14 protein-coding genes are annotated in these 12,378 nt (G+C 56.2%); 9 read left to right on the forward strand and 5 right to left on the reverse strand.

The features are described from left to right. Nucleotides 1-43 precede the first annotated feature (43 nt). The 4 genes from SIB64_RS08305 to SIB64_RS08320 form a co-directional block, all read right to left on the reverse strand. Nucleotides 44-181 carry a hypothetical protein gene (locus SIB64_RS08305; protein ID WP_413442765.1) on the reverse strand — a complete coding sequence of 46 codons (138 nt, stop codon included), beginning with the start codon at nt 179-181 and terminating at the stop codon, nt 44-46. Nucleotides 182-1,103: 922 nt separating this feature from the next. Continuing rightward, nucleotides 1,104-1,364: a hypothetical protein gene (locus tag SIB64_RS08310; protein WP_413442766.1), complete on the reverse strand. Its 261-nt coding sequence runs from the start codon at nt 1,362-1,364 to the stop codon at nt 1,104-1,106. A gap of 183 nt (nt 1,365-1,547) precedes the next feature. Next, the gene (psbA, locus tag SIB64_RS08315; RefSeq protein ID WP_413442767.1) at nt 1,548-2,624 is read right to left on the reverse strand and encodes a photosystem II q(b) protein; all 1,077 of its coding nucleotides are present in this window, start codon (nt 2,622-2,624) and stop codon (nt 1,548-1,550) included. 217 nt (nt 2,625-2,841) lie between these two features. Continuing rightward, entirely contained in the window at nt 2,842-4,164 is a 1,323-nt protein-coding gene (locus SIB64_RS08320; RefSeq protein ID WP_413442768.1) for a YcjF family protein, read from the reverse strand. A 120-nt stretch (nt 4,165-4,284) separates the two neighbouring features. Here SIB64_RS08320 and SIB64_RS08325 point away from each other — a divergent pair, with 120 nt between their 5' ends. From SIB64_RS08325 to SIB64_RS08345, 5 genes are all read left to right on the forward strand, one after another. After that, complete coding sequence (locus tag SIB64_RS08325; RefSeq protein ID WP_413442769.1) at nt 4,285-4,413, forward strand: hypothetical protein; 129 nt, start codon at nt 4,285-4,287, stop codon at nt 4,411-4,413. A gap of 84 nt (nt 4,414-4,497) precedes the next feature. Beyond that, nucleotides 4,498-5,025 (forward strand): hypothetical protein, encoded by a 528-nt coding sequence (locus SIB64_RS08330; RefSeq protein ID WP_413442770.1) that lies wholly within the window; start codon nt 4,498-4,500, stop codon nt 5,023-5,025. A gap of 16 nt (nt 5,026-5,041) precedes the next feature. Continuing rightward, entirely contained in the window at nt 5,042-5,611 is a 570-nt protein-coding gene (locus SIB64_RS08335; protein ID WP_413442771.1) for a hypothetical protein, read from the forward strand. A gap of 3 nt (nt 5,612-5,614) precedes the next feature. Next, complete coding sequence (gene trpS / locus SIB64_RS08340) at nt 5,615-6,628, forward strand: tryptophan--tRNA ligase (RefSeq protein ID WP_413442772.1); 1,014 nt, start codon at nt 5,615-5,617, stop codon at nt 6,626-6,628. Nucleotides 6,629-6,865: 237 nt separating this feature from the next. Continuing rightward, entirely contained in the window at nt 6,866-7,531 is a 666-nt protein-coding gene (locus tag SIB64_RS08345; protein ID WP_413442773.1) for a muramidase, read from the forward strand. A 3-nt stretch (nt 7,532-7,534) separates the two neighbouring features. Here the strand turns inward: SIB64_RS08345 and SIB64_RS08350 are convergent, their stop codons facing one another. Next, on the reverse strand, nt 7,535-7,873 hold the full coding sequence (locus SIB64_RS08350; protein WP_413442774.1) for a DUF2605 family protein: 339 nt from the start codon (nt 7,871-7,873) through the stop codon (nt 7,535-7,537). Between the two features lie 85 nt (nt 7,874-7,958). On the opposite strand from SIB64_RS08350, the gene thrS reads away from it, so the two are divergent. The 4 genes from thrS to thrB all read left to right on the forward strand — a co-directional run bounded on the left by thrS (nt 7,959) and on the right by thrB (nt 12,351). Beyond that, nucleotides 7,959-9,890 (forward strand): threonine--tRNA ligase, encoded by a 1,932-nt coding sequence (thrS, locus tag SIB64_RS08355; RefSeq protein WP_413442775.1) that lies wholly within the window; start codon nt 7,959-7,961, stop codon nt 9,888-9,890. After that, entirely contained in the window at nt 9,887-10,276 is a 390-nt protein-coding gene (locus tag SIB64_RS08360; protein ID WP_413442776.1) for a DUF1824 family protein, read from the forward strand. Before thrS ends, SIB64_RS08360 begins: the two co-directional genes overlap by 4 nt. Nucleotides 10,277-10,354: 78 nt before the next feature. Next, nucleotides 10,355-11,389 (forward strand): ROK family protein, encoded by a 1,035-nt coding sequence (locus SIB64_RS08365; RefSeq protein WP_413442944.1) that lies wholly within the window; start codon nt 10,355-10,357, stop codon nt 11,387-11,389. A gap of 14 nt (nt 11,390-11,403) precedes the next feature. Further along, a complete protein-coding gene (gene thrB / locus SIB64_RS08370) occupies nt 11,404-12,351 on the forward strand; it encodes a homoserine kinase (RefSeq protein WP_413442777.1) in 948 nt (315 codons plus the stop codon). Nucleotides 12,352-12,378 lie beyond the last annotated feature (27 nt).

Consider the following 12,378-nt stretch of genomic DNA (forward strand, 5'->3'; position numbering starts at 1 on the left):
ATGACTTGCCAGTGTTTTCGCCATCAGGCCCAGCCTGATGGTGTCACCAGTCCGGCCTGTGATCTGCACGAAGCCTGTCTTCCTCAGGGGCATCATCTCGATCATCGCTGTCCTCAATGGTTGCCCCGCCTGGAGTTGAAAATTGGATGGTGTCCTGAGCTGAGCTGATTTGAGTGGTCATGCTCCGAAAGCAAAAGTGCAGGCAGCATGAATTTCATCCGCCATCACGGTGCTTCGTCCTCGCCGGCTATCGATCATTCCAAGTTTGTAACCGGCCTCGTGCTTGGATTGATTCAGCCTAAGGATTGTTTGAGAGCCTTGGGCTTGAATCGAGGCAAGGTAAAGCTTATGCGTGGTTAAGGGAACAAGCATGAATGGTGTTTCAGTGTTTGCGGCTTTATTAAACAACCGGGCCAGAGTTGTTCGTGGCGTTAGCTCCCAGATCTTGGAGGCGGTCGAAGGGCAAATTTTTTGATGGTATACATCCGTGTACCAGTAGTTGTAATCCCGCTGCTGACTGAATTCTTTATCCCGTTACGACCAATCTTGGACCGATGAAGATCTGATTTCACGACTTTAATACTAGGTAATGACTTCAGGGCTGTTGTGTTTTCCTTGATTCATTTGTTTTGTACACCCTGATTGGTCACGAGGCTGTCGATTATTGGTCGCGAGGTTGCTCTCCATTGGTTGGTTTCGGGGATGTTTAAATTTTGGATAGTCATTGGATCCAGGATCTGTTGTCCGAATCGCCGAATTCTGCATTTCAGGCGTGTCTATTTCGCTTGAATCGATGGGCTCTTCGTTGAAATTTGGCTGATGCACGCGGAGGCGATATGGGGGGCATGTGGCGTTGCTTTGAGGCGGTTTTGCATGGATTTTAGTTGTGGGAATATTGATCACTAGCTGCCAGACAGTAGAGCAGGATTCTGGTTGAAAGTGATGTATTGAAAAGCATTTGAATGAATTGAGTGCGTTTATAGAATTGCAATCTGGAAAGGTATTTTTTAGAGTTTTTCTGGTTAATTTCTGGTTAGTATGGATCAATTCACTTGAGCGGTTCCTCCCCGTTCAGGGGCATTCCTGTCGCTGGCAGAGTTTTCTCAGTCTCGATTGATCAGAACCTGCAATGCTTCTCGGTCTAGCATCATGAAGCGGTTGTAAAGGTCATCAATGTCGGCTTGCGATGGCTTTTTTCTACCCGTGCTCTCCAGAAAATCAAGTGCAATCTGATGCAGTTTCTTCTGCTCTCTTTCAGACAAATCATCTTGCATTGAAACCCACAGACCCACGCCGTCAGCATCGCCAGCGAAGTTTGGAAAAAGCCTCGTGGTTCTGGTGAATTTCTGGTGAAGCCCACTCAATACTCTGGTGAGTCCTGAACCGCCTTGTTCCTTTGAGCTGTTTCAGTGCGGCTCAGCCGTCTGCTGAATTCGTTGTCAAGACGGTCATGATCACGAAAAAGCCCCCACCTTTCGGTGAGGGCTTTCCGATTCAGTTGATCTGAATCGTTGTTCTATTCCAGAAGGAACAGAGTTGATTCCAGATCAACCGATGGCAGGAGCTTGGAGAGCCACAGGAGTGGACTCAGCAGCAGCCAGGTCGAGGGGGAAGTTGTGAGCGTTGCGCTCGTGCATCACTTCCATGCCGAGGTTGGCGCGGTTCAGCACATCAGCCCAGGTGTTCAGGACGCGGCCCTGACCATCAAGGATGGACTGGTTGAAGTTGAAACCGTTGAGGTTGAAGGCCATGGTGCTGATGCCCATGGACGTGAACCAGATGCCGACAACGGGCCATGCACCCAGGAAGAAGTGCAGGCTGCGGCTGTTGTTGAAGGATGCGTATTGGAAGATCAGGCGACCGAAGTAACCGTGGGCAGCCACGATGTTGTAGGTCTCTTCCTCTTGGCCGAACTTGTAGCCGTAGTTCTGGGACTCGCTCTCGGTGGTTTCACGCACCAGGGAGGAGGTCACCAGGGAGCCGTGCATGGCGGAGAACAGTGATCCACCGAAGACACCTGCGACACCCAGCATGTGGAAGGGGTGCATCAGGATGTTGTGTTCGGCCTGGAACACCAACATGAAGTTGAAGGTGCCAGAGATGCCCAGGGGCATGCCGTCAGAGAAGGAACCCTGACCGAAGGGGTAGACCAGGAACACGGCGAAAGCCGCAGACAGCGGTGCGCTGTAAGCAACGCAGATCCAGGGGCGCATGCCGAGGCGGTAGGAGAGTTCCCACTGACGCCCCATATAGGCAGAGATGCCGATCAGGAAGTGGAAGACAACCAGCTGGTAAGGACCGCCGTTGTACAGCCACTCATCGAGAGAGGCAGCTTCCCAGATGGGATAGAAGTGCAGGCCGATGGCGTTTGAGGAAGGAACAACAGCACCGGAGATGATGTTGTTTCCGTAGATGAAGGAGCCTGCAACAGGCTCACGGATGCCATCGATATCGACCGGAGGTGCGGCGATAAAGGCAATGATGAAACAGATGGTGGCTGCCAGCAGGCAGGGAATCATCAGCACACCGAACCAACCGACATAAATGCGGTTGTCGGTGCTGGTTACCCAGTTGCAGAAGGATTCCCAGTTGCTCTGGCGTCCGCTGCGAATCGCGGTGGACATAGAGAGGAAAGAAGACAGGAAAATTCCTCCCCATCAATGGGAAGGATGGTGTCAGCTTATGGAGTGAATTTTGTCTGGCTTCTTGTTTCAATATTCCGATGCACCTCTAAATATTTATTAATGAAGCGCTTCATGAAGTCTTCATGAATTTCTGTAACGCTGAATTGCCTTGAAGACGTCCGGTTTTGCAGCGCTTGACTTGTTTCGATCCAGGTTCTCAAATTGCGCTTCGGATCAGCCACTGACGCGATTGGTCGAGAAAGCCGTTCCAGTTCAGCCGTTCCTCCTCTGCAGCGCGTGCGACGAGGACAGGCGCCTCGCGTTTAAGAACAGCCAGGTCGGGTGCGTCGACTCCCGCATGCAAAGCCAGCCAGTCCGCCATCGAGCGGCCCACGACACGAGTCAGGTAGGCAGCACTCAAGGCCTGCAGGGCTCCTGCGGCCAACCAGCTGCCACCATCCAGTTTTGCCAGACCCAGCAGAACCTGTGAGCTCCACTCCACCACACCCTGGGCCAGTGCTGTTCGTGCCAGTTGGGCAGCAGCCTCACGCAGCAGATCAAGTTTGACCTCACATCCCCAAATCTCCCCCATTTCTTTGATCATCAGCCCGTTGGCCACAGCCAGAGCCAGCAGGTCGATGCTGGGCACTGGTGAGGCAAGGACGGAGGACGCAACGATCCACTGGGTGCGCTGTTGAAGCGCCCTGAATTTTTCCCGGCGCAGGCGTTCCAGATCAGCCTGCCAGCCGCGGTGAAGGTCAGAAAGAAGCCGCCTTCTGGTCTGGTTCTGAGTACGAGCGACGGATGTCAGGGACTGTCGCAGCGGATGAAGCGTGGTGCGCAGGCTGGTGTTGTCACGGCTGATCAACAGGTGACCCTTCCACCGTTCGGGGAGTTGCGCGAGGAGTCCGTCTCGCGCGTCATCGCAATTGGTCAGCCCCCTCACCAGCAGCCAAGCCGGTTGGTCGTCCGGCAGTTGCTGAAGCCAGAGGAGGTCTTCCGCCATCAACGGAGTATGCAACCCATAAAGGATCACGTCTTCCTTCTGCAACCCTTCGGGCCAGCGCCGGATGCCTTGTTGGGGCATCAGAGGTCGGGCCATCGACAGCGTGAGGATTCCGGTTCCGGTCAATGCTGTTTTTAGCTCGGACACCTCAGGAATGCCGTTGGCCTCGCTGAAGGCCACGGCAAGGCGTTGAGGACCTGATCGATTCACCACCTCCGCCAGGGCCTCGCGCCGTTGCTCTGCAGCTGAGGAGGCATCTCCTTCGAAGGTCTCGAACTGATCCAGGACCTGATGGCATCGTTCAATCCAGGCGTCCAGCGACTCCGGAGCCTGAAAGGACGGTGACGCTGATCCCCGGCTGATCCAGAGGACCCCTGCTCCCGCAGCCAGGATCCCAACCCCTCCCCCCGGGATATGCATCACATCGCTAAGCACCCATTGACCGATCAGAAGGGTCCCTCCGGCCAGCACGAGCCTTCCGACAGGGAGCGTTTTGGCTGAAACGATCTGATCGAGTGACTGCGGAAGCTTCAAAACGCCGTTGTCAGCCTTGCAGAGGTCGTCCTAGCTCAATGTTGCGAGTCACACCAGAGGTAGGGGGCATACCCACCCTCATCGATGCCGTCCATCGGGACCGATTGATGGCCCCCTGCTGTGTCGCTGGCGACCGAAGTGCGTACCGCATCGGTTGAAGCGATGACCGGTGCCGTTAACAAGCAATGGCAGGGGGGGAACCTGCGGCTCCGACGGATGGATGGTGATGATCAATCAACAGCGGATTGAATGCTGGCGCATGTTTCGCTGTGATAAGGAGCCTGCGAAGCCCTCTGCGACGCCCTCGACAGCGGCATCACTTACAACTGTTAAATGAGCGACGGTTTCTCCGGGCTTGACCCCCTCAACGTTCTGACATCGCGTCAGCGATCCGGCATCGGTCCGATCCTCGACGAGGTGCGACTGGCCCAGGGATGGACATGGCAGCTGCCCGTTCTTCTCCATGAGAGCAGCTGGTTGAGGTTGATGCGGGTCAGCCTGAGTCAGTTGTGTCGCCATGTGCCCCCTGACGGTCGGGAGGATGCCCCTGAGCTTGTGTATTTCCGCAGCCTGATCGCTGAAGGCATGGACGCGCTCGACGCAGAGCAGGTCTGCTGGGCGGAGTTCGGAATGGAGGATTGTCAGCGCGCCTTGCGGCGGTTCTGGGAGGGAGAGAACCAGATCGCCTACGGGTGGACGATGCGTCGTTATCTGGGCTTGGTCTCCCGTTATCGACAGTGCGTGGAGTCCGGTGTGCCGACGCTGCCGATGCTTGTGTTGGCGCAACAGGGCAGCAGGGAGCACCATCAATTGTTTTGGGTCACGGACAGCACACCGACGATGCGGCACACTTGCGCCTGATTCCAGGCCGCAGGCCATGAGTGATTCCTACAACGATCCCCAACAGCAAGGGGCTCAGGCTGAGGGTGGCCGGGATGGCTACCGCGGAGAAGGTGGTGGCCGTGGCGGAAACCGTGGCGGGCGCTCATCCGGTGGTCGTGAGGCAGGTGGTTTCCGCATCCGCCTGAGCGACAACGAGATGCGTTCTGCCAGGGCGCTTCAAGAGGCCTTCAACCTCCGTTCAACCGTGGCGGTTCTCGGCTTTGCCGTGCGGACCCTCGGCCAAATGCTCGAGGACGGTCAACTGGATGAACTGGTTGCTCAGCATCGCTCCCAGGCCCCCCGGGGAGGCGGTCGACGAGGCGAGGGCGGTCGCGGTCGCCGCGGCGATGATGATCGCCAGGGCGGCGGCGGCAGGGGTTCGAGGCCCGATCCCTTCGCGCGGCCGGCCAAACCACAACCACAGGAAACGGAAGCTGCTGCGGAGGCTGTGCCGGTCGCCGATGACCCTCAGCCGGAATCAGCAGAAGTCGAATCAGCAGACGTCATCGACGCTCCGTCAGCGGACGAGGCCAGCTCCGAGGATGCCAAGCCGACCGAGGCCTGATTCATGCCACGCCCCCGGGTTCTTTCCGGCGTTCAGCCGACCGGTGCTCTCCATCTGGGTAACTGGCTGGGGGCGATCCGCAACTGGGTTGATCTTCAGGACAGTCACGACACGTTTGTCTGTGTCGTTGATCTTCATGCGATCACGGTCCCCCATGACCCCAGCAGCCTTGCGGATGACACCCGCACCACCGCAGCCAGCTATCTGGCCTGTGGGATGGATCCAAACCGTTGTTCGGTGTTCATACAAAGTCAGATCGCTGCGCACAGCGAACTCTGCTGGCTTCTGAACTGCGTCACGCCTCTCAATTGGCTCGAGAGGATGATTCAGTTCAAGGAAAAGTCGGTCAAGCAGGGCGACAACGTGTCCGTTGGATTGCTGGACTACCCGGTCTTGATGGCGGCCGACATTCTTCTGTACGACGCCGACCTCGTTCCCGTCGGTGAAGACCAGAAGCAACACCTCGAACTCGCCCGGGACATTGCTCAACAACGGATCAATGCTCGCTTCGGTACGGAGGACAACCCTGTTCTCAAAGTTCCAGAGCCTTTGATTTTGAAGGAAGGGGCTCGCGTGATGAGCCTCACCGATGGGCGCAGCAAGATGAGCAAGAGCGATCCAAATGAAGGGAGCAGGATCACACTGCTCGATCCTCCGGAGCTCATCACCAAAAAAATCAAGCGCGCGAAGACGGATCCATTGATGGGTTTGGAATTCGGGAATCCGGAACGTCCTGAAACAGACAATCTGTTGGGCTTGTACGCCATTCTCAGCGGCAAGGGGAGAACTGCTGTGGCCCAGGAGTGTGCAGAGATGGGGTGGGGTCGTTTCAAGCCCCTGCTTGCTGAGGCGGCCGTTGCTGCCCTCGAGCCGATTCAGGCCCGTCACCGTGAGCTCATGGCCGATCCGGCTGAGTTAGACAACGTTTTGGCGGTCGGCCGAGATCGCGCAGAAGCGGTTGCGGTCAGCACGCTGGATCGGGTGCGTTCCGCGATGGGATTTCCCCTCAGCCGCTGAACTGATCATCATGTCGCCCAATGATCAGCTGAACTGATCATTGGGGGTCTGATTTGTGTCAGTCAAGGATGCCCTCCTTGGTCTGGCCCAATGCACTGCAGTCAGCGCGTCTCGCGAGTCTCGACCCGTGAGTTCTTTTGCCTACACATCTTTCTTAGGCCGTCAACCCTGGATGGGCCGATCTCGCGTCCGTCAAGTGCTGTCCATCATTTTGGCCATCCCTTCCCCGATGACTGCGTGTTTTCGTTCGGAATTCGATCTGGGTTGTCTCTGTCGCTCAAGTCGGTCCTTCCGATTGGAATTGGTCTGGGCCTGATGTCAGCTCTGGCAGGGCCGCTTGCGGAGGCAACAGCAGAGAACGATCGCCCCATCGTTCGCGACGTGGTCAGCCGGGCCATGCTTTCCAACGTCATCGAAAGCGGTCCCTACCACCTCACTCCAGAGCGCCGAGCTCTCCTCAATACCATCCGCTATGCCGAGGGCACCTGGAAGGATGGGGAGGACATGGGATATCAAGTCCTTTACGGCGGAGGCCTATTTGAAGATCTGTCCAGCCACCCTGAAGAGGTCATTGTGAAGCGTTACGCGAGCGCAGCGGCAGGGGCCTATCAGTTTCTTCCCGCTACCTGGAACAGCGTCGCCAAAGAGCTGGAGCTGGAGAGTTTCGAGCCCCCCCATCAGGATCAGGCTGCACTTCATCTGGTGAAGCGACGGGGAGCGCTTCAGGAGGTCGACCGCAACGGACTGACGAAAGCCGCGATGGATCGACTGGCTCCAGAGTGGGCCTCGTTCCCCACCAAAGCTGGACGCAGTGTCTACGGCCAACCGGTCAAGACCCATTCTGAGCTGGCCGAGTTCTACAGCGAGAATCTTGAACAACTTCGAATGAATCCGGACGCCTGAGATCTAAGGCGTCTCTTTTCGAAGCAGTGCTGACAACTGCCAAACCTCGGTGACGAGAAGATGCCAGGGACGCATCGCTTCCATCGAAACCGCGATGGGTTGGCTTGATGCATCCACCAGCGCTCTTGTGGCTGCAACAGCCCGTTTGCCTTCCCTGAGCCGTTGGGCCAGCTGCCCACGTTCCTGTTTTGAAAGCACCTTGTCAGGACAGGTGCTCAGCAGCTCCTCTCCGCGCCTGAACCCTCTGTCGAAGTCATCCAAAAGGGACCAGAGCAAAGTGGACATCAGCGCTCCGGCGTCGGCATCTGAGTTGGGACTGGAGCCGAGTTGGGTTTGGTCCATCGCCAGAACGTGCCACCCATAGGATGGCGCGTTCCCGATGCCATCGTCGGGCCCACCCGCTCAAATCCCAGAGGTTGTCAGATTCATGCCCGCCGTCACTCTTCCCAACGGAACGATCAAGAGTTTTGACGGCCCAATAACCATTGCGGATGTTGCAGCTTCGATTGGCCCCGGGCTTGCCAAAGCGGCTGTGGCAGGGGTCGTGAACGGTGAGTTTCTTGATCTGGCCATGCCGATCGAAGCGGATTCCGACGTGCGCCTACTCACCGGCAAAGATGCGGAAGGTGTCGACATCATCCGCCATTCCTTCGCCCATCTCGTGGGTCACGCTGTGAAACAGCTCTACCCCGATGCGCAGATGGCGATCGGGCCTGTGATTAAGAATGGTTTTTATTACGACATCGCTTACGACAAGCCCTTCACACCGGAGGACCTGGACGCGATCGAAAAACGGATGAGAGAACTGATCCAAAAGGACTATGACGTCAATATTGAAGTTGTGAGCCGCGACCAGGCACAGCAGGCATTCGAATCCCGGGAAGAGCCATACAAACTACAGATTATTAAAGAGATACCGGATGGAGAAACAATCAAGCTCTATCACCATGAGGAATACACCGATATGTGTCGTGGCCCTCACGTGCCAAACACACGCCATCTGCGTCACTTCAAGCTGACGAAGGTATCGGGAGCTTATTGGAGAGGAGATTCAAATAATCAGATGCTTCAGCGTATTTATGGGACAGCATGGAGTTCATCCACAGACCTCAAATCTCATCTTAAGCAAATTGAAGAGGCAGAAAAAAGAGATCATCGACGCTTGGGACGACAACTCTCTCTGTTTCATATCCAGGACAATGCTCCAGGAATGGTGTTTTGGCACCCTCAAGGCTGGACTATTTACATGAAACTGCAGCAATATATTCGAGATTGCTTAAACGAATGTGGTTACCAAGAGATACGAACGCCACAGATCGTCGATCGGTCACTATGGGAGCAATCTGGACATTGGGATAAATTTAAAGATGACATGTTTACTACGTCTTCGGAAAACAGGGATTACGCAGTCAAGCCCATGAATTGTCCGTGTCATGTTCAGGTATTCAATCAAGGGCTCAGAAGTTATAGGGACTTGCCAATCAGACTTGCTGAATTTGGTTCCTGCCATCGAAATGAACCTTCGGGAACCTTGCATGGCCTTATGCGTGTCAGGAATTTTGTCCAGGATGATGCTCATATTTTTTGCGCTGAAGAGCAAATACAATCCGAAGTGTCAGACTTTATTGATTTAGTTTTCGATGTATACAAGACTTTTGGGTTCGAAACGATTTTGATTAAGCTGTCAACTCGACCCGAGAAAAGGGTTGGCAGTGATGAAATATGGGACAAATCCGAACAATCCCTCCAGGAGGCTTTGAATGCAAAAAAACTTGATTGGGAACTTCTTCCTGGTGAGGGAGCATTTTATGGTCCCAAAATTGAATTTTCGCTTCAAGATTGTCTCGGCAGAGTTTGGCAATGCGGAACAATTCAAGTCGATTTTTCAATGCCTGATCGACTTGGAGCAAGCTTTATTGGTGAGGATGGCTATCGTCACACACCCGTAATGCTTCACAGAGCAGTTTTAGGAAGCTTTGAGAGATTTATTGGGATTTTGATCGAAAATTACGCTGGTGATTTTCCGTTCTGGTTGGCGCCTGAACAGCTCAGAATTCTTCCTGTCAGTGATGAAGCAAGAACCTTTTCGGACCAGGTTCTTCAGCAATTAAAAAGAGTTGATATCCGTGCGACGGTAGATTCAAGTGGTGAACGACTGGGCAAGTTGATTAGGAATGGTGAAAAAGGCAAGATTCCTGTCCTGGCTGTTATAGGTGTGAAGGAAACACTTAATTCAAGCGTTAGTTTGCGCAGTCGTCGAAGCGGCGATCTGGGGGAGATTCCTCTGGATGAACTGATCCGACTCGCGGTCACGGCTGATCGGCAGCGTTGTGATGACATCAGGCCTTCCGCTGAATGACAACAACTCTCAATCAGCTATCCCGGCTGCGAACCGCTCCTGAGCTCTCAATCGATGAGCGACGAATTATCAGTGAGGAACTTTCAGTTCAGATGCATCTAATGAACTGGTTCACTGTGGGAGTGATGGCAACATCCGCGGACAGGGCTCTGAAAGCGTTGCGATCGCTGGAAGACAGTCTTGGTTGGGAACCCATGGTCGTCGTCGACTCGACGGAGGCAAGCGGTCCTGTTTATCTCAAGGCAAATCAGAAAACCGGTTCGATCCGAATCCGGATTGAGCACGATCTTGGATGCGGCATTCTCATCAGCGGCCACGGGGATGACGCTGGTCAGCAGAGCACCATCTGGGGACCTCTGCCCTTGAATTTTTTCCAGGAACTTTGAGCTGGTTGTTCATCACAGTTGTTGCCACCAACTGCTGAGGAGCGCAGCCTGAGGACAGAAGACCTCACGGGACTGCACATGGATGGCATCACCCTGCTGGCCGGCGACATGGGCGGGACCAAAACACTCCTCGCTCTTTACAGCCTCCGCGAGGGCCAGCTGGAGCTCGTGCATCAGGAACGGTTCAGATCCAGTGAGTGGAGCTCACTCGAGCCGATGCTCCAGAGTTTTTTGAAAAATCGCCCATCCAGCATTTCTTCACCCAGCGACGGCTGCATCGCCGTTGCCGGGCCTGTGCGAGACCGTGCCGCGACGATCACCAATCTGCCCTGGACGATCAGGGAGTCGGATCTGGCCAAGGCCGCTGAGATGCGGCAACTCGAACTGGCGAATGATTTCGGGGTGCTGATTTATGGCCTGCCCCATTTCAGTGGCGAGCAAGAGGTGGTTCTGCAGCGGGGCGTGGCGGATGCAGGTCCCGTCGCCATCCTCGGCGCGGGAACTGGACTTGGGATGGCACGAGGGGTTCGCACCGAGCGTGGCCTGATGGCACTGAGCTGTGAAGGAGGCCACCGAGAATTCGCCGCACGCACTGCTGAAGAGTGGGAGTTGGCCTGCTGGCTCAAGCGGGATCTCGGCCTGGCCAGACTGTCGATCGAGCGGATTGTCAGCGGTACAGGCCTTGGCCATGTGGCCCGCTGGCTTCTTCAAAACCCTGATGCGGAGACGCATCCACTTCAAGCTGTTGCCGAGGCCTGGCGACGGGATTCCTCCAACGATCTCCCTGCCCAGGCGAGCCTTGCTGCCCAGCAGGGAGACCCATTGATGCAACAGGCACGCAGGATTTGGCTTGGTGCCTACGGCGCAGCTGCTGGCGATCTGGCACTCCATGAACTTTGCACGGGTGGTCTCTGGATCGGTGGCGGAACAGCAGCCAAGCAGCTGGATGGCCTCCAATCGGATGTTTTTCTCGATCCCCTGCGCGAGAAGGGGCGTTTCCGAGGATTTGTTGAGGATCTTCCGATCACCGCGGTGATCGATCCCCAAGCCGGTCTCTTCAGTGCCGCTTGCCGCGCCCGCATGCTTGCGGAGTCAGGTGAGACACTGTCCTGAACAGTTGGGCAGGGATGGTGCAGCCCCGTATTGGGCAAAAAGTTGTGGTCGACGTACCGGCGACCACTGCAAACCTTGGCCCCGGCTTCGACTGTCTGGGTGCCGCGGTCGATCTGAACAACCGATTCGCGATGCGGCGCATCGAGGGTGGCGGTGAGCGATTTGAACTGATCATCGAAGGCACAGAGGGAAGTCACCTCAGGGGAGGGCCCGACAACCTCGTCTATCGGGCTGCCCAGCGGGTCTGGAAGGCGGCAGCGCTGGAGCCGATTGCACTGGAAGCGCGCGTGCGTCTTGCCGTTCCACCGGCGCGTGGCCTGGGCAGCAGTGCCACCGCGATCGTGGCGGGTTTGATGGGGGCCAATGCGCTAGTGGGGGAACCCCTCAGCAAGGAGAAGCTGCTCGAGCTCGCCATCGATATAGAGGGCCACCCCGACAATGTGGTTCCTTCCCTGCTCGGCGGGCTTTGCATGACGGCAAAGGCGGCATCCCAGCGCTGGCGGGTCGTGCGCTGCGAATGGGCTCCCGCTGTTAAAGCGGTCGTTGCGATCCCTTCGATCCGTTTGAGCACGAGCGAAGCGCGCCGGGCCATGCCGAAGGGCATTCCGGTCAGCGATGCCGTTGTGAATCTTGGCGCCCTCACCCTCTTGCTGCAGGGATTGCGAACCGGCAACGGGGACCTGATCTCGGATGGGATGCACGATCGTCTTCACGAGCCTTACCGCTGGCGTCTGATCAAAGCGGGAGAACAGGTGAAATCAGCGGCACTGGAGGCAGGCGCCTGGGGCTGCGCGATCAGTGGAGCAGGGCCAAGCATCATTGCCCTCTGTTCCGAAGACAAGGGAACGATGGTCAGTCGAGCGATGGTGCGTACTTGGGAAGCGGCTGGTGTGGCCAGCCGTGCGCCGGTCCTCAATCTCCAGACATCAGGGAGCCACTGGCAACCGGCTGAAGATGGGTAGTTCTACCCAAGCTTGGGATGGAAAGCT

This window comes from Synechococcus sp. MIT S1220 (assembly GCF_047303025.1).
In the GTDB taxonomy this organism is placed as follows: Bacteria; Cyanobacteriota; Cyanobacteriia; order PCC-6307; family Cyanobiaceae; genus Parasynechococcus.

Bases quoted from the DNA above. Each gene is read 5' to 3' on its own strand.
- SIB64_RS08330 (WP_413442770.1), top strand. From the start codon at position 4,498: ATGAGCGACGGTTTCTCCGGGCTTGACCCCCTCAACGTTCTGACATCG.
- SIB64_RS08305 (WP_413442765.1), bottom strand. From the start codon at position 181: ATGACCACTCAAATCAGCTCAGCTCAGGACACCATCCAATTTTCAACT.
- SIB64_RS08350 (WP_413442774.1), bottom strand. From the start codon at position 7,873: ATGGACCAAACCCAACTCGGCTCCAGTCCCAACTCAGATGCCGACGCC.
- thrS (WP_413442775.1), top strand. From the start codon at position 7,959: ATGCCCGCCGTCACTCTTCCCAACGGAACGATCAAGAGTTTTGACGGC.
- trpS (WP_413442772.1), top strand. From the start codon at position 5,615: ATGCCACGCCCCCGGGTTCTTTCCGGCGTTCAGCCGACCGGTGCTCTC.
- SIB64_RS08335 (WP_413442771.1), top strand. From the start codon at position 5,042: ATGAGTGATTCCTACAACGATCCCCAACAGCAAGGGGCTCAGGCTGAG.
- SIB64_RS08360 (WP_413442776.1), top strand. From the start codon at position 9,887: ATGACAACAACTCTCAATCAGCTATCCCGGCTGCGAACCGCTCCTGAG.
- psbA (WP_413442767.1), bottom strand. From the start codon at position 2,624: ATGTCCACCGCGATTCGCAGCGGACGCCAGAGCAACTGGGAATCCTTC.
- thrB (WP_413442777.1), top strand. From the start codon at position 11,404: ATGGTGCAGCCCCGTATTGGGCAAAAAGTTGTGGTCGACGTACCGGCG.
- SIB64_RS08365 (WP_413442944.1), top strand. From the start codon at position 10,355: ATGGATGGCATCACCCTGCTGGCCGGCGACATGGGCGGGACCAAAACA.